13 protein-coding genes are annotated in these 16,254 nt (G+C 61.1%); 9 read left to right on the top strand and 4 right to left on the bottom strand.

Annotated features, from left to right (window positions below; genetic code table 11):
* Positions 1-4 precede the first annotated feature (4 nt).
* From ACIOUG_RS19165 to gap, 4 genes are all read right to left on the bottom strand, one after another.
* Positions 5-2,590, bottom strand: coding sequence for a TonB-dependent receptor (locus tag ACIOUG_RS19165; RefSeq protein WP_401067751.1), 2,586 nt, complete (start codon positions 2,588-2,590; stop codon positions 5-7).
* 122 nt (positions 2,591-2,712) lie between these two features.
* A complete protein-coding gene (locus tag ACIOUG_RS19160; RefSeq protein WP_401067749.1) occupies positions 2,713-3,678 on the bottom strand; it encodes a FecR family protein in 966 nt (321 codons plus the stop codon).
* A gap of 124 nt (positions 3,679-3,802) precedes the next feature.
* Entirely contained in the window at positions 3,803-4,321 is a 519-nt protein-coding gene (locus tag ACIOUG_RS19155) for an RNA polymerase sigma factor (RefSeq protein ID WP_401067746.1), read from the bottom strand.
* A 187-nt stretch (positions 4,322-4,508) separates the two neighbouring features.
* Entirely contained in the window at positions 4,509-5,510 is a 1,002-nt protein-coding gene (gene gap, locus ACIOUG_RS19150; protein WP_401067743.1) for a type I glyceraldehyde-3-phosphate dehydrogenase, read from the bottom strand.
* A 220-nt stretch (positions 5,511-5,730) separates the two neighbouring features.
* Between gap and edd the strand changes: the two genes are divergently transcribed.
* The 9 genes from edd to ACIOUG_RS19105 form a co-directional block, all read left to right on the top strand.
* Complete coding sequence (edd, locus tag ACIOUG_RS19145) at positions 5,731-7,515, top strand: phosphogluconate dehydratase (RefSeq protein WP_401067740.1); 1,785 nt, start codon at positions 5,731-5,733, stop codon at positions 7,513-7,515.
* A complete protein-coding gene (locus ACIOUG_RS19140; protein WP_401067737.1) occupies positions 7,512-8,471 on the top strand; it encodes a glucokinase in 960 nt (319 codons plus the stop codon). Before edd ends, ACIOUG_RS19140 begins: the two co-directional genes overlap by 4 nt.
* Before the next feature lie 215 nt (positions 8,472-8,686).
* Positions 8,687-9,418: a response regulator gene (locus ACIOUG_RS19135; RefSeq protein ID WP_003227460.1), complete on the top strand. Its 732-nt coding sequence runs from the start codon at positions 8,687-8,689 to the stop codon at positions 9,416-9,418.
* Positions 9,408-10,877, top strand: a complete 1,470-nt coding sequence (locus ACIOUG_RS19130) for an ATP-binding protein (RefSeq protein ID WP_401067735.1) — start codon at positions 9,408-9,410, stop codon at positions 10,875-10,877. Before ACIOUG_RS19135 ends, ACIOUG_RS19130 begins: the two co-directional genes overlap by 11 nt.
* 187 nt (positions 10,878-11,064) lie before the next feature.
* Positions 11,065-12,324 carry an AGE family epimerase/isomerase gene (locus ACIOUG_RS19125; protein WP_401067733.1) on the top strand — a complete coding sequence of 420 codons (1,260 nt, stop codon included), beginning with the start codon at positions 11,065-11,067 and terminating at the stop codon, positions 12,322-12,324.
* A 118-nt stretch (positions 12,325-12,442) separates the two neighbouring features.
* Positions 12,443-13,744 (top strand): ABC transporter substrate-binding protein, encoded by a 1,302-nt coding sequence (locus tag ACIOUG_RS19120; RefSeq protein ID WP_007969316.1) that lies wholly within the window; start codon positions 12,443-12,445, stop codon positions 13,742-13,744.
* Between the two features lie 140 nt (positions 13,745-13,884).
* Positions 13,885-14,793 carry a carbohydrate ABC transporter permease gene (locus tag ACIOUG_RS19115; protein WP_007917874.1) on the top strand — a complete coding sequence of 303 codons (909 nt, stop codon included), beginning with the start codon at positions 13,885-13,887 and terminating at the stop codon, positions 14,791-14,793.
* Entirely contained in the window at positions 14,786-15,631 is an 846-nt protein-coding gene (locus ACIOUG_RS19110) for a carbohydrate ABC transporter permease (RefSeq protein WP_047599569.1), read from the top strand. Before ACIOUG_RS19115 ends, ACIOUG_RS19110 begins: the two co-directional genes overlap by 8 nt.
* A gap of 2 nt (positions 15,632-15,633) precedes the next feature.
* A partial coding sequence (locus ACIOUG_RS19105; protein ID WP_401067730.1) for an ABC transporter ATP-binding protein occupies positions 15,634-16,254 on the top strand: 621 nt, incomplete at its 3' end.

Here is a 16,254-nt window from a genome sequence, read left to right as displayed (position 1 = left end):
CGGATCAGATGTCCCAGACCAGATTGATCGCGAAGTTGCGGCCCGGCTGGGTCAGGCGATCGAGGTTGGCCGGTTGTGTCACCGAGGCTTCGCCGACACTGTCGTAACCGCGCACGTCGTCCCACAGCCAGTATTTCTTGTCGGTCAGGTTGTAGATGCCGCCGCTGACGGTGACGTCGTCGGTAACTTTGTAATAGCCGGCCAGATCGAGAATGCCGAAGCCCGGGGTCTTGAACTGGCTGCTGACGCCATCCGGCGACTTGAAGTTGCTGTCGTCGACGCGGTCCTTTTTCTTCACCACGGTCCAGCTCAGCAGGCCGCCGTAGTTGTCCTGGTCGTAACCCAGGCCGAACACGCCGGTCAGCGGATTGACGCTGTTGAGCGGCTCGCCGTTGTCGTTGTTGCGACCGTAGGCGTAAGCGATCGAGCCTTGGGTGTAGAGGCCTTGTGGCGCGCCCAACGCATCGAGGTTCAGACGGCCTTTGACTTCGGCGCCCTTGATGGTCGCGTGCTTGATGTTGCTCGACTGGAAGGTCAGCTCGTCGTAGCCAGGAGTGACCGCATCTTCGTTGATGAAGTCGCGGTACTTGTTATAGAACACCGCCACGTCGAACGAGCCTTGCTCGAAGTTGCCGCGCAGACCGGTTTCATAGCTTTTGCTTTTTTCCGGCTCCAGGTTCGGGTTCGGCGCCACGTTGTAGCCGGTGGTGCTGTTTTCAAAACGTCCGTACAGCGCTTTCGCGGTCGGCGTGCGGAACCCTTCGGCGTATTGGCCGTACCAGGTGTAATTGTCGGTCAGGGCGTAGGTCAGGCCGAACTTGGGCGAGACTTTGTGCCAGGTCTTGTTCTCGTCGCTGACCGTGCCGTTGCCATCGGCGGCCACGGTGTTGAGGAATTCCTGGGTGATGTGCGGCTTGAGCTGGGTGTAGTCGTAGCGCAGGCCCGGCAGGAAGGTCCACTTGTTCCAGCTGATCTGATCCTGGGCGAACAGGCTGTAGGTGTTGATGGTCGGGTCCGGGAAGTCGCTGGATTTTTTCAGCACATCCGCCGCGCTGGTGGCGCCGATGGCGGTGCAACCACGGCCGACCGCCAGGCACTTGCCGTCGCCGCTGCGCGAACCGGTGACTTTCTGCTGCTTGATCGTGGTGCCGTAGGTCAGCACGTGATCGGTGTCACCGATGGCGAAGGCCTTGTCCAGTTGTGCATCGAATACCCACTGTTTTTCCTCGTAGATTGTGTCGCGGGTGCGCAGCACTTTACGGGTCATCGGGTAGTAAAACTCTTCGGTGCTCTGGTCAGTCTTGGCGATCTGGTGATTGAGGCTCCACTTCACGTTATCGGCCAGCAGGCTGTCGAGGGCGAAGCTGTGCTCCAGACCGAAACGCTCGCGGGTGATGGTGTCGTTGCCGGTGCGCCACTGGTACATGCCGCCGGGCAGCATGCTGTTGGGAATGGTTGGCGCGCCGTTGAAGTACGGGCCGCCGTAGGCACTTTTCTGATCGGTGTCGCGGTCGTCCTTGTATTTTTCGTAGGTCAGGCCCAGACGCGAATCTTCGTTGTAGTTCCAGCCGATCTTCGCCAGTACGTTGGTCGCTTTAACGTCTTCCGGGTTGGCGGCGGTGCGCGCAAGGCCTGTGCCGTTGTTGCTTCCATAGGAATCGGTTTCGTGACCGTCGCGCTGGCTGAAGTGCAGCAAGCCGTCGAACTGCTCGGCACGGCCGGCGACGGTGGCGGATTTCAGCCAGCTCTCATCGGCGGAGCTGTAACCGGTTTTCAACCGGGCGCCGACGTCTTTGCCGGGCTTGATGATGTCGTCCGGGTCGAGGGTGTAGTAGCTGACGGCGCCGCCGATGGCGTTGCTGCCGTACAGCACCGAGGCCGGGCCACGGAGGATTTCCACGCGTTTGACGATTTCCGGGTCGACGTAATTGCGCTGGGTTTTGGCATACGGGCCGTTGAAGAAACCGTCCGGCACTTCGACGCCGTCAACCTGAGTCAGGATGCGGTCGCCGTCGATGCCACGGATGTTGTAACCGCTGATACCGCCACGCTGGCCGGCGCCGCCCACCGACACGCCCGGCTCGTAGCGCACCAGATCCTTGATGGTGTTGACGTTGTTGCGGTCGAGGTCCTGGCGGGTCTGCACGGTGACGGTGGCCGGTACGCTGTTGACCGACTGTTCCTGGCGGGTGGCGCTGATGGTCACCTGATCCAGATTCAATGTGCCGCTGGCGTTACGTTTTTCCAGCACCACGTTGTTGTTGCTCAGCTTGCGGAAGCTCAGGTTGGTCCCCACCAACAGGCGCTCCAGGGCTTTTTCCGGCGGCAGCGAACCGCGCACGCCCGGCGACGATACGCCCTGACCCAGTTCCGCCGGCAAGCCGACCTGCCAACCGGTGACGGCGGTGAAGGCGTTGAGCGCCGACACCAGCGGTTGCTGGCCGATGGAGAACGAGTAATCACCCATGTTGCGTGCCGGTTGTTCGGTGGCAGCCATCAGCGGTGCAGTGCCGGCCATGAGAATGGCGGCCGTCAGCAACGACAGTACGCGGGAAGGGGAAGCAGTCTGGCGGGTAAGGCGAGAGGACATCGATAGCGCTCCGTGTCGCACGAATCTTTATAGGTGCTGATCCGCCTCCGAAGATGCGAATCAATTGCATTGGCTATAACGAGACGAACGGGATTCGGCTATCGAGTAAAAATAATTCTCATTTAGTTCAAAATCACCAGCGCCGGGAATTCCTGCAGGCGCGCCGAGGTGATGTGAGCGAGGGAACGCACCACGTCCAAAGGTTGATCGAGGCGGTAGTTGCCAGTGACGTTGACGTCGGCCAACTGCTCGTTGGTGTTGATGATCCAGCCCGGGTAGTAGCGGCGCAGTTCGGCCAGCACCTGATTCAACGGGCAGTTCTCGAACACCAGACGGCCCTGAACCCAGGCCAGATCAGTCCCGGCATCGAGCTTGGCCGGGCGATCAAAGCCGTTGGGGCCGATGCGAATGCTTTCGCCGGCGCTCAAACGCACTCGCGCGTCGTTGTGCGTGGCGCGCAGATCGACATCGCCGCGCTGCACATTGACCTGCGCCACGCCGTCCAGATAGCGCACGGCGAAATCGGTGTCGCGCACGCTGGCCTGTACCGGGCCGGCGTCGATTTCCATTGGCTGAGCCCGGTTGGCCGCTACCTCGAAAAACGCTTCGCCCTGATACAGCCGCGCCACGCGCTGGCGCTCATTGATGGTGCTGGAGAATGCCGAATTGGTGTTGAGCAACACCTTGGAGCCGTCCTCCAGTTGCAGGCGCTGACGCTCGCCGACCACGGTCAGGTGATCAGCCTGAAGGCGCATCGGCAGATTGCTGAAGCTGAACAGGCCGAGCACCAGCACCGCTGCAGTCGCCAACGGTTTCCAGTGCGGACGCAGACGTTTGATGAGAGTCACTTTCGCCGGCTTCGCCGCGAGGCTCTGCGCACATTGCACCACTTGCGGCCCGTCCCAGATCGCCTGGGCCTTGGCGAACGCCTCGGCATTCAATGGATCGGCCGCCAGCCATGCGTGAAATTGCCGGGTCTGCTCTTCGTCCGCGCTGCCGAGCACGATGAGCCAGTCCAGAGCCTGGTCCATTGCACGGGCGGCGTCCTGCGCCGTTGCGGGCGAAGGCGAGCGGTGGGTGTCCGTCACGGTGTGTCCTCGGCAGTGTCTGTGCACGGCTGTTTTTTTAGTGAAGCGTAAAAGTCGGGCAAGGGTAGCAAAGCCCGATGATCAGTGCAGTCGATGCTGATGCTGACAGAAATTGCCCGCGAGCTCAGTCGCCATCCAAGCGCTCGGCAACACCGATGCAGATCGACATGATCAGCTTGAGTTCCTTCTGCACGGTACTGAGGGATACGTTCAACTCGTCGGCGATTTCCTGATAGCTGTGCCCGAGCAGGCGGCTGAGGATGAAAATCTGCTGCTGACGCGGGCTGAGTTGACTGAGGCTCACGTTCAGGCGCTCCAGCAATTGTTCGGCGTGGGCGGCGTCTTCGGCGCTGCTGGCGGGGGCGGCGACGCTGTGCACCACGTCCTGCGGCACGTCATCGACCATGGTTCGTGACTGGATCTTGCGCGCACGCAAATGATCGAGCGCCAGGTTGCGCGCAGTCTGAAACACGAAGGGCTCAAGGTGATCGATGGCGCGCTCGCTCAGCGCCCGCGTGACGCGCAGGTAGGTCTCCTGCAACAGGTCTTCGGCGGTGCTGTGGTTGTTGACCATCCGCTCGATCGTGCGCAGCAGCGAGGTGCGCTGAGAGAGGAAGACATGATTGAAGCGCGATTGACTCACGGGGGAACCTGATCCATTTCGAGCGAATGATAATGCTTATCATCTAGTCGAGTGGTCAAGCCTTGATTTTGAATACAGCAAAAAACCTGTAGGAGTGAGCCTGCTCGCGATAGCGGCCGCCCAGTCACAACTTCTATGACTGACAGACCGCAATCGCGAACAGGCTCACTCCTACAGGAATAGGGAATTACTCGGCGTTGCAGAGCGCCAGGCAGTTATCCAGCATGCGATTGGAGAAGCCCCATTCGTTGTCGTACCAGGCCAGCACCTTCAGCAGTTTGCCGCTGGCCTTGGTGTGGTTGGCGTCGAAGATCGACGACAGCGGGTTGTGGTTGAAATCGCTGGAAACCAGCGGCAACGTGTTGTAACCCAAAATTTTCGAGTGCTGGCTGGCCGCCTTCATCAGCGCGTTGACTTCCTCGGCCGTGGCTTCCTTCTTCAGCTGCACCGTCAGGTCCACCAGCGACACATTGATCACCGGCACCCGCACGGCCATGCCGGTCAGTTTGCCTGCCAGTTCCGGCAGCACCAGGCCTACCGCTTCGGCGGCGCCGGTCTTGCTCGGGATCATGTTCTGTGTGGCCGAACGCGCGCGGTACGGGTCGGTGTGGTAAACGTCGGTGAGGTTCTGGTCGTTGGTGTAGGCATGAATCGTGGTCATCAGACCGCTCTCAATGCCCAGCTCGCGGTGCAGCACCTGCGCCACCGGCGCCAGGCAGTTGGTGGTGCACGAAGCGTTGGAGATGATCTGGTGCGACTGGCGCAAAATGTCGTGGTTCACACCATAAACCACCGTAGCGTCGGCGCCTTTGGCCGGGGCCGAGATGATGACTTTGCGGGCGCCGGCAGTAAGATGCGCGGCGGCTTTGGCACGGTCGGTGAACAGACCGGTGCATTCGAACACCACATCAATTTTTTCCGCGGCCCACGGCAGGTCGGCCGGGTTGCGAATCGCGCTGACCGAAATGCGGTCGCCATTGACCGTCAGGCTCTCATTGTCATGGGCCACTTCGGCGTCGAATGTGCCGTGAACGGTGTCGTATTTGAGCAGATGGGCATTGATCGAGCTGTCGCCCAGATCATTGATGGCGACGATCTGCAAATCCTGTCGATAGCCTTGGGTATACAGTGCGCGCAGGACATTACGGCCGATGCGGCCAAAACCATTGATTGCGATTCGAAGAGTCATTGAACAGCGCCGCCGTCGTTTTGTTGTTGGAATTACAAGATTATTCGCATAAAAATAGAAAACAAGCCTTTTTAGTGGCAATATTTTGTTTTATCTACAACGAGTGACCTGAATCAACTGGTCCGAATGGTCAAAAAAGCCGTCTGTCATTCCAACAACAACGGCGTTTGATCAGCATAGACAATCAGGTCGCCACATCCGTTAGCCTGGAGTTCTACACATGCATCCCCGCGTTCTTGAGGTCACCGAACGGCTTATCGCCCGCAGCCGCGCCACGCGTCAGGCTTACCTTGCACTGATTCGCGGCGCCGCGACCGACGGGCCGATGCGCGGCAAGCTGCAATGCGCCAACTTCGCCCACGGCGTGGCCGGGTGCGGCAGCGAAGACAAGCACAGCTTGCGGATGATGAACTCGGCGAACATCGCCATCGTTTCTTCGTATAACGACATGCTCTCGGCGCACCAGCCGTACGAAGTCTTTCCCCAGCAGATCAAAAACGCCTTGCGCGAAATCGGCTCGGTCGGCCAGTTCGCCGGCGGTACGCCGGCGATGTGCGATGGCGTGACTCAAGGCGAGCCGGGCATGGAGCTGAGTCTGCCGAGCCGCGAAGTGATTGCCATGTCCACGGCGGTGGCGCTGTCACACAACATGTTTGACGGCGCGCTGATGCTCGGCATCTGCGACAAGATTGTGCCGGGCCTGATGATGGGCTCCCTGCGCTTCGGCCATCTGCCGACGATCTTCGTCCCGGGCGGGCCGATGGTCTCGGGGATTTCCAACAAGGAAAAAGCCGACGTGCGGCAGAAGTACGCCGAAGGCAAGGCGACCCGCGAAGAGCTGCTGGAATCGGAGATGAAGTCCTACCACAGCCCGGGCACTTGCACCTTCTACGGCACCGCCAATACCAACCAGTTGCTGATGGAAGTCATGGGCCTGCACTTGCCGGGCGCGTCTTTCGTCAACCCGAACACCCCGCTGCGTGATGCCCTGACCCGCGAAGCCGCGCATCAGGTCACGCGTCTGACCAAGCAGAACGGCAACTTCATGCCGATCGGCGAAATCGTCGACGAGAAGGCACTGGTCAACTCGATCGTCGCGCTGCACGCCACCGGCGGCTCGACCAACCACACCCTGCACATGCCGGCCATCGCCATGGCTGCGGGTATTCAATTGACCTGGCAGGACATGGCCGACCTCTCCGAAGTCGTGCCGACCCTGAGCCACGTCTACCCGAACGGCAAGGCCGACATCAACCACTTCCAGGCCGCTGGCGGTATGTCGTTCCTGATCCGTGAGCTGCTTGAAGCGGGCCTGCTGCACGAAGACGTCAACACCGTGCTCGGCCACGGTCTGAGCCGCTACACCAAAGAGCCGTTCCTCGATAACGGTGAGCTGGTGTGGCGCGAAGGCCCGATCGAAAGCCTCGACGAAAACATCCTGCGCCCGGTCGCCCGTGCATTCTCCGCCGAGGGCGGTCTGCGGGTGATGGAAGGCAACCTTGGTCGCGGCGTGATGAAGGTTTCCGCGGTGGCGCTGGAAAACCAGATCGTCGAAGCGCCGGCCATGGTGTTCCAGGATCAACAGGACTTGGCCGATGCGTTCAAGGCCGGTCTGCTGGAGAAGGATTTTGTCGCGGTGATGCGCTTCCAGGGCCCGCGCTCCAACGGCATGCCGGAACTGCACAAGATGACGCCGTTCCTCGGCGTGCTGCAGGATCGTGGCTTCAAAGTCGCGCTGGTCACCGACGGGCGCATGTCCGGCGCGTCGGGGAAAATCCCGGCGGCGATTCACGTCAGCCCTGAAGCTTATGTCGGTGGTGCTTTGGCGCGGGTGCAAGAGGGCGATATCATCCGCGTCGATGGCGTCAAAGGCACTTTGGAACTCAAGGTCGACGCCGCCGAATTTGCAGCGCGCGAACCCGCCAAAGGCCTGTTGGGCAACAACATCAGCTCGGCGGAGCAGGGCGCCAGCGCCTTCACTTCTGCCCTGGAGACGCTTAATTGAAACTGGCTTTGGTCGGTGATATCGGAGGCACCAACGCGCGGTTCGCGTTGTGGAAAAACCAGCAACTGCAATCGGTTCAGGTGCTGGCAACAGCCGACCACGCCAGCCCGGAAGAGGCGATCAGCCTCTACCTGAGCGGCCTCGGTCTGGCGCCGGGTTCGATCGGTTCGGTGTGCCTTTCGGTGGCAGGGCCGGTGAGTGGTGATGAATTCAAATTCACCAACAACCACTGGCGCCTGAGCCGCACAGCGTTCTGCAAGACCTTGCAGGTCGAGCAGTTGCTGCTGATCAACGACTTCTCGGCGATGGCGCTGGGCATGACCCGTTTGCAGCCCGGCGAATTCCGCGTGGTCTGCGAAGGCACGCCGGAGCCGTTGCGCCCGGCGGTGGTGATCGGCCCGGGCACTGGCCTGGGCGTCGGCACCTTGCTCGATCTGGGCGAAGGCCGGTTTGCCGCGTTGCCGGGGGAGGGCGGTCATGTTGACCTGCCGCTGAGCAGCCCGCGTGAAACCCAGCTCTGGCAGCACATCCACAACGAAATCGGTCATGTCAGCGCCGAGACCGCGTTGAGCGGCGGCGGTTTGCCACGGGTGTACCGGGCGATCTGCGCAGTGGACGGACATGAACCGAAGCTTGATACGCCGGAAGCAATCACCGCAGCCGGTCTGGCCGGTGACCCGATTGCCCTGGAAGTGCTGGAGCAGTTCTGCTGCTGGCTCGGCCGCGTGGCCGGCAACAACGTGCTGACTACCGGTGGTCGTGGCGGCGTGTTCATCGTTGGCGGGGTGATTCCGCGCTTTGCCGATTTCTTCGTCAACAGCGGCTTCGCCCGCAGCTTCGCCGACAAGGGCTGCATGAGCGATTACTTCAAGGGCATTCCGGTGTGGCTGGTGACGGCGCCGTATTCCGGGCTGGTGGGTGCCGGTGTTGCGCTGGAGCAAGCAATCCCGACCTGAAATGCAATCAAACTGTAGGAGTGAGCCTTTGTGGCGAGGGGATTTATCCCCGATGGCCTGCGAAGCAGGCCCTGCTTTTCCAGGGTCGCTGCGCAACCCATCGGGGATAAATCCCCTCACCACAGGTTTGTTCCCACAGGGGTTTCTGTAGTGTTTGTAAGTTCGATGCTTAAGGCATAATCCGCCCCAATTCCAACAACAAGGATGCCTTCGAAGTGAGCTCAGTCAACAAGTCGATATTGTTGGTCGATGACGACCAGGAAATACGCGAGTTGCTGGAAACCTACCTGACCCGCGCCGGGTTTCAGGTGCGGGCCACCGCCGATGGCGCCAGTTTCCGCCAGGCACTCAATGAGGCCCCGAGCGATCTGGTGATCCTCGATGTGATGCTGCCCGATGAAGACGGTTTCAGCCTGTGCCGCTGGGTGCGCCAGCACCCGCGTCAGGCGCAGGTGCCGATCATCATGCTCACCGCCAGTTCCGACGAAGCCGACCGGGTGATCGGGCTGGAGCTCGGCGCTGACGATTACCTCGGCAAACCCTTCAGTCCCCGCGAGCTGCAAGCCCGAATCAAGGCACTGTTGCGACGTGCGCAGTTCGGTCAGGAGCGCAGCGGCAGCGACGTGCTGGCGTTCGACGAGTGGCGGCTGGACATGGTCAGTCATCGACTGTTCCACACCGACGGCGAAGAAGTGATTCTCTCCGGTGCCGACTTCGCGCTGCTGAAGTTGTTTCTCGATCATCCGCAGGAAATCCTCGACCGCGACACCATCGGCAACGCCACCCGGGGCCGTGACCTGATGCCGCTCGACCGGATTGTCGACATGGCCGTCAGCCGCTTGCGCCAGCGCCTGCGCGATACGGAAAAACCGCCGCGACTGATCCGCACCGTGCGCGGCAGCGGCTACCAACTGGCAGCCAATGTGGTTGCCGGCAATGGTCACTGAGTCGCTGCGCAGCCTCGCCAGTAAAGTCCCGGTGCCGCGTTCGCTGCTCGGGCGGATGCTGCTGCTGACCTTGCTCGCGGTGCTGTTCGCGCAGACCCTGTCGAGCGTGATCTGGGTCTCGCAACTGCGCGCCACCCAGCTCGAAGGCCTGGTCACCAGCGCCCGCAGCCTCGCCCATTCGATGACCGCCAGCGTCAGCTATTTCCGCTCGCTGCCAGTGGCGTACCGACCGCTGGTGCTCGACCAGTTGCGCAGCATGGGCGGCACCCGGTTTGTGGTGACGCTCAACGACAAACCGCTGGGCATGGACGTGCTGCCGATCACCCCGCGCAAGGCCGCGGTGATCGAGGCGGTGGACGAAGTGCTGCGTCAGTCGCTGGGGCATGACACAGATATCTCGGTGACCTTCGTCAGCCCCGAGGATCTGCGGATCTTCAATGCCGGGCTGAAACTCGATGAGCTGCCGCGTTCCTGGGCGCATTACGCGTTGACCCTGGAACCGGTGAATCCGCCGGTGCTGGTCACGCAGATCCAGATGGCGCCGGGCGAGTGGCTGTACATCGCCTCGTTGCTGCCCGAACCCTACACCAGCCTCGAAGAACAAGGCCTGCCGGCGCAGCAGGTGTGGTTCATCGTCCTCACCAGCGGCTTTTTGCTGTTGTTCATCGGCTTGCTGGTGCACTGGCAGAGCCGGCCGCTCAAGCGCCTGGCGCGGGCGGCGCGGGATCTGTCGCTGGGCGCCGATGTCGAACCGGTGGCCGAGGGCGGCGGCAGCGAAGTGGTGGAAGTGGGTCGTGCGTTCAACACCATGCGCGAACGCATCAGCCGCTACCTGACCGAACGCAGCCAGTTGTTCAGCGCGATTTCCCATGACCTGCGTACGCCGATCACCCGTCTGCGTCTGCGCGTCGAACTGCTCGAAGACGAGAAGCTGCAAGCCAAGTTCGGTCGCGATCTGGATGAGTTGGAGCTGCTGGTCAAAGGCGCGCTGCAATGCGTGAAAGACACCGACATCCACGAGAATATCGAGCCGGTGGATCTCAATCATGTGCTCGATTGTCTGGTGGAGCCGTACCTGGCGCCCAACGGCAATGGCCGCGTGACCCAGCAAGGCAAGGCGCTGGCGGCGTATCCGGGCAAGCCTTTGGCGTTGAAGCGCTGCATCGGTAACCTGATCGACAATGCGTTGAAGTACGGGCAGAACGCCCATCTGCACATCGACGACGATGAGCGCGCATTCGTCCTGCACGTCGACGACGAAGGTCCGGGCGTGCCGGAGCAGCGGCTGGAGCAGGTATTCGAGCCGCACTTCCGACTGGCCGGGCAGCAGCAGGGTTATGGTCTCGGTTTGGGCATTGCACGCAACATTGCTCATAGCCATGGCGGTGAGGTGACGTTGCAGAACCTGCGTGAGGGTGGGTTGCGGGTGACGTTGCAGTTGCCGCGCTCAGTAGACTGAAGAGCAAAAGATCGCAGCCTTCGGCAGCTCCTACACCGTACTCTGTAGGAGCTGCCGAAGGCTGCGATCTTTTGACTTTGCTTTTCTAATGTCACGGCTCAGTGACAAAACCCGCCCCCTTCGTTACAAGACCACCGCGGCCCGTTGTTTAGACTCCCCGCAGTCATAACAACAAAAAAGGCCACCCATGGATCTTTTCCACCCAGGCTTCAGCAGTTGGCTGAATGCCCCTGCCCACCAGCAATGGCTCGCCGACGAAGGCCTGCGCCTGCTGGCGTTCGCCAAGGCTTCCAGACTGCCTGAAGGTTTCGGCAACCTCGACGAGCGCGGCCGTCTGCCGGCGAACGCGCAAGCCGAAACCATGAACACCGCGCGCATGACCCACAGTTTCGCCATGGCTCATATTCAGGGGCTGCCGGGGTTCGCCGAACTGGTCGATCACGGCATCGCAGCTCTGCGCGGGCCGCTGCGGGATGCGCTACACGGTGGCTGGTTTGCGGTCGCCGAGCACCGCGCTGGCAACACCGGCAAGAACGCTTATCTGCATGCCTTTGTCGCGCTCGCGGCCAGCTCGGCGGTGGTCGCGCAGCGTCCCGGCGCCCAGGCGCTGCTGGATGATGCGATCGACATCATTGACACGTATTTCTGGAGCGAAGAAGAGGGCGCCATGCGCGAATTCTTCAATCGCGACTGGCGCGAAGAAGAGGCCTATCGCGGCGCCAACAGCAACATGCACGCCACCGAAGCGTTCCTCGCGCTGGCCGATGTCACTGAAGATCCACGCTGGCTGGTACGCGCACAACGCATCGTCGAGCGGGTAATCCACGGTCACGCCGCCGCCAACGGCTACATGGTCATCGAGCATTTCGACCGCGACTGGCAACCGCTGCGCGAGTACAACCGTGATAATCCGGCCGACGGTTTCCGTCCCTACGGCACCACCCCCGGCCACGGTTTCGAGTGGGCGCGGCTGCTGCTGCACCTTGAAGCTGCGCGGGTCCAGGCCGGGATGCTCACGCCGGGCTGGCTGGCAACCGATGCGCAAAAACTCTTCGAGCAGAATAGCCGAAACGGCTGGGACGTCGACGGCGCGCCGGGGATCGTTTACACCCTCGACTGGGACAACAAAGCCGTGGTGCGCCATCGCTTGCACTGGACCCATGCCGAGGCCAGCGCGGCGGCCAGCGCCTTGCTCAAACGCACCGGTGATGCGCAATACGAGACCTGGTACCGGCTGTTCTGGGAATTCTGCGAAGACCATTTCATTGATCGCTGTGACGGCAGCTGGCATCACGAACTCGATCCGCACAACCGCCCGAGCGCCGATATCTGGCCGGGCAAACCCGATCTGTATCATGCCTGGCAAGCAGTACTGATCCCTCGGCTACCCTTGTCACCGAGTATGGCAACGGCTCTGGGGCAATTGTCCCGGGCTGTTCCTGTGTAACCATGTGGTGACATTTGCACGTCCCTTCGTTACCTGCGAAGGGAAACGTCCTGTTTAAACTCCTGTGCAGCGCAAGCACCAGACTTGCATGCATAACAACAAGAAAGGTACATCTCAGATGAATGCGATTTCTCGCCTCGCTACTGTCATTTCTGTCGCCTCCCTGTTCCCGCTCGCAATTCTGCCTCTCAGTGTTTCCGCTGCCGAATCCAAAGGTTCGGTCGAAGTCGTGCACTGGTGGACGTCCGGTGGCGAAAAAGCCGCTGTCGATGTGCTCAAGGCGCAAGTTGAAAAAGACGGTTTCACCTGGAAAGACGGCGCTGTCGCCGGCGGTGGCGGTGCCACGGCCATGACCGTGCTGAAAAGCCGCGCTGTTGCCGGCAACCCGCCGGGCGTCGCCCAGATCAAGGGCCCGGACATCCAGGAATGGGCCTCCACCGGTCTGCTCGACACCGACGTCCTGAAGGACGTGGCCAAAGAAGAGAAGTGGGACAGCCTGCTCGACAAGAAAGTCTCCGATACCGTGAAGTACGACGGTGATTACGTGGCCGTACCGGTGAACATTCACCGGGTGAACTGGCTGTGGATCAACCCGGAAGTCTTCAAGAAAGCCGGCATCACCAAGAACCCGACCACCCTCGAAGAATTCTACGCCGCTGGCGACAAGCTCAAGGCTGCGGGCTTCATCCCGCTGGCCCACGGCGGTCAGCCTTGGCAGGACAGCACCGTGTTCGAAGCCGTGGTGCTCTCGGTCATGGGCGTTGATGGCTATAAGAAAGCCCTGGTCGATCTGGACAACAAGGCGCTGACCGGCCCGGAAATGGTCAAGGCGCTGACCGAGCTGAAGAAAGTCGCGACCTACATGGACGCCGACGGCAAGGGTCAGGACTGGAACCTGGAAGCGGCCAAGGTCATCAACGGCAAGGCCGGCATGCAGATCATGGGTGACTGGGCCAAGTCCGAATGGACCGCCGCCAAGAAAGTCGCCGGCAAGGATTACGAGTGCGTAGCCTTCCCGGGCACCGACAAGGCGTTCACCTACAACATCGACTCCCTCGCGGTGTTCAAGCAGAAAGACAAAGGCACTGCGGCCGGTCAGCAGGACATCGCCAAAGTGGTGCTGGGTGAAAACTTCCAGAAAGTCTTCAGCATCAACAAAGGCTCGATTCCGGTGCGTAACGACATGTTGAACAACATGGACAAACTCGGTTTCGACTCCTGCGCGCAGACCGCTGCCAAGGACTTCCTGGCAGACGCCAAGTCCGGCGGCTTGCAGCCGAGCATGGCGCACAACATGGCGACCACGCTGGCAGTGCAGGGCGCGTTCTTTGATGTGGTGACCAACTACATCAACGACCCGAAAGCCGATCCGGCCGATGCGGCCAAGAAACTCGGCGCGGCGGTTCAGTCGGCCAAGTAATCCTTGGCCCCTGTAGGAGTGAGCCTGCTCGCGATAGTGATCTGTCAGGTAAAGGATTCATCAACTGACACACCGCAATCGCGAGCAGGCTCACTCCTACAAGGGGAATGCCCTCGTACATAATTATTCTGGATTTCCCCATGAGTTCTGTTGCTGTGTTCAGCAAAGCCTCGCCGTTCGATGCACTGCAGCGCTGGCTACCGAAACTGGTGCTGGCGCCGAGCATGTTCATCGTGCTGGTGGGCTTCTATGGCTACATCCTGTGGACGTTCGTGCTGTCGTTCACCACCTCGACGTTCCTGCCCAACTACAAGTGGGCCGGTCTGGCGCAATACGCGCGGTTGTTCGACAACGACCGTTGGTGGGTGGCGAGCAAGAACCTCGCGGTGTTCGGTGGCATGTTCATCGGCATCACCCTGGTGATCGGTGTGCTGCTGGCGGTGTTCCTCGACCAGCGCATCCGTCGCGAAGGCTTTATCCGCACCATTTACCTGTACCCGATGGCGCTCTCGATGATCGTCACCGGTACCGCGTGGAAATGGCTGCTCAACCCGGGCATGGGCCTGGACAAATTGTTGCGTGACTGGGGCTGGGAAGGCTTCCGTCTCGACTGGCTGATCGACCCGGATCGCGTGGTCTACTGCTTGGTGATCGCTGCCGTGTGGCAAGCCTCGGGCTTCATCATGGCGATGTTCCTCGCCGGCCTGCGCGGGGTTGATCAATCGATCATCCGTGCCGCGCAGATCGATGGCGCGAGCATGCCGACCATCTACTGGAAAGTCGTGCTGCCAAGCCTGCGTCCGGTGTTCTTCAGTGCGGTGATGATCCTCGCCCACATCGCGATCAAGAGCTTCGACCTGGTCGCAGCCATGACGGCCGGTGGCCCGGGTTATTCCTCCGACCTGCCGGCGATGTTCATGTATTCCTTCACCTTCAGTCGCGGCCAGATGGGCATGGGCTCGGCCAGTGCGATTCTGATGCTCGGTGCGATTCTCGCGATCATCGTGCCTTACCTGTACTCCGAGCTGAGGACCAAGCGTAATGACTAGTCTCGCTGCCAAACCCGCCTTCAGCCTGAGTCGCGTCGCGATCTACGCGGTGCTGATCCTCGCGGTCCTGCTGTACCTGATTCCACTGGTGGTGATGCTGCTGACCAGCTTCAAGACCCCGGAAGACATCAGCACCGGCAACCTGCTGAGCTGGCCGACCGTGGTCAGCGGCATCGGCTGGGTCAAGGCCTGGGCCACGGTTGACGGTTATTTCTGGAACTCGATCAAGATCACCGTGCCGGCCGTGGTCATCTCCACCGCCATCGGCGCGCTGAACGGATACGTGTTGTCGATGTGGCGCTTCCGTGGTTCGCAGCTGTTCTTCGGTCTGCTGCTGTTCGGCTGCTTCCTGCCGTTCCAGACCGTGCTGCTGCCGGCCTCGTTCACCCTCGGCAAGATGGGCCTGGCGAGCACCACCACCGGCCTGGTCTTCGTTCACGTGGTCTATGGCCTGGCGTTTACTACGCTGTTCTTCCGTAACTACTACGTGAGCATTCCCGATGCGCTGGTCAAAGCGGCACGTCTGGATGGCGCGGGTTTCTTCACGATTTTCCGGCGGATCATTCTGCCGATGTCGACCCCGATCATCATGGTCTGCCTGATCTGGCAGTTCACCCAGATTTGGAACGACTTCCTGTTCGGTGTGGTGTTCTCCAGCGGTGATTCGCAACCGATCACGGTGGCGCTGAACAACCTGGTCAACACCAGCACCGGGGCCAAGGAATACAACGTGGATATGGCAGCGGCGATGATCGCCGGGCTGCCGACCCTGCTGGTCTATGTGGTCGCAGGCAAGTATTTCGTGCGCGGGCTGACGGCCGGCGCAGTCAAGGGGTAATCATGGCAACGCTCGAACTTCGCAACGTCAACAAGACCTACGGTGCCGGCCTGCCGGACACCCTGAAGAACATCGAACTGTCGATCAAGGACGGTGAGTTCCTGATCCTGGTCGGCCCGTCGGGCTGCGGCAAGTCGACCCTGATGAACTGCATCGCCGGCCTCGAGACCATCACCGGTGGCGCGATCATGATCGGCGACCAGGACGTCAGCGGCATGAGCCCGAAGGATCGCGACATCGCCATGGTGTTCCAGTCCTACGCGCTGTACCCGACCATGAGCGTGCGCGAGAACATCGAGTTCGGTCTGAAGATCCGCAAGATGCCGCAGTCGGCGATCGACGAAGAAGTCGCGCGCGTGGCCAAGCTGCTGCAGATCGAACACCTGCTCAACCGCAAGCCGGGTCAGCTCTCCGGTGGTCAGCAACAGCGTGTGGCGATGGGCCGTGCACTGGCGCGTCGGCCGAAGATCTATCTGTTCGACGAACCGCTGTCCAACCTCGACGCCAAGCTGCGCGTCGAGATGCGCACCGAAATGAAACTGATGCACCAGCGCCTGAACTCCACCACGGTCTACGTGACCCACGACCAGGGCGAAGCGGTGAGCCTGGGCGACAAAGTGGCG

The sequence above is a fragment of the Pseudomonas sp. NPDC087803 genome (genome assembly GCF_044742995.1).
Taxonomy (GTDB): Bacteria; Pseudomonadota; Gammaproteobacteria; order Pseudomonadales; family Pseudomonadaceae; genus Aquipseudomonas.
This window is presented reverse-complemented; position numbering and strand designations above follow the sequence as displayed.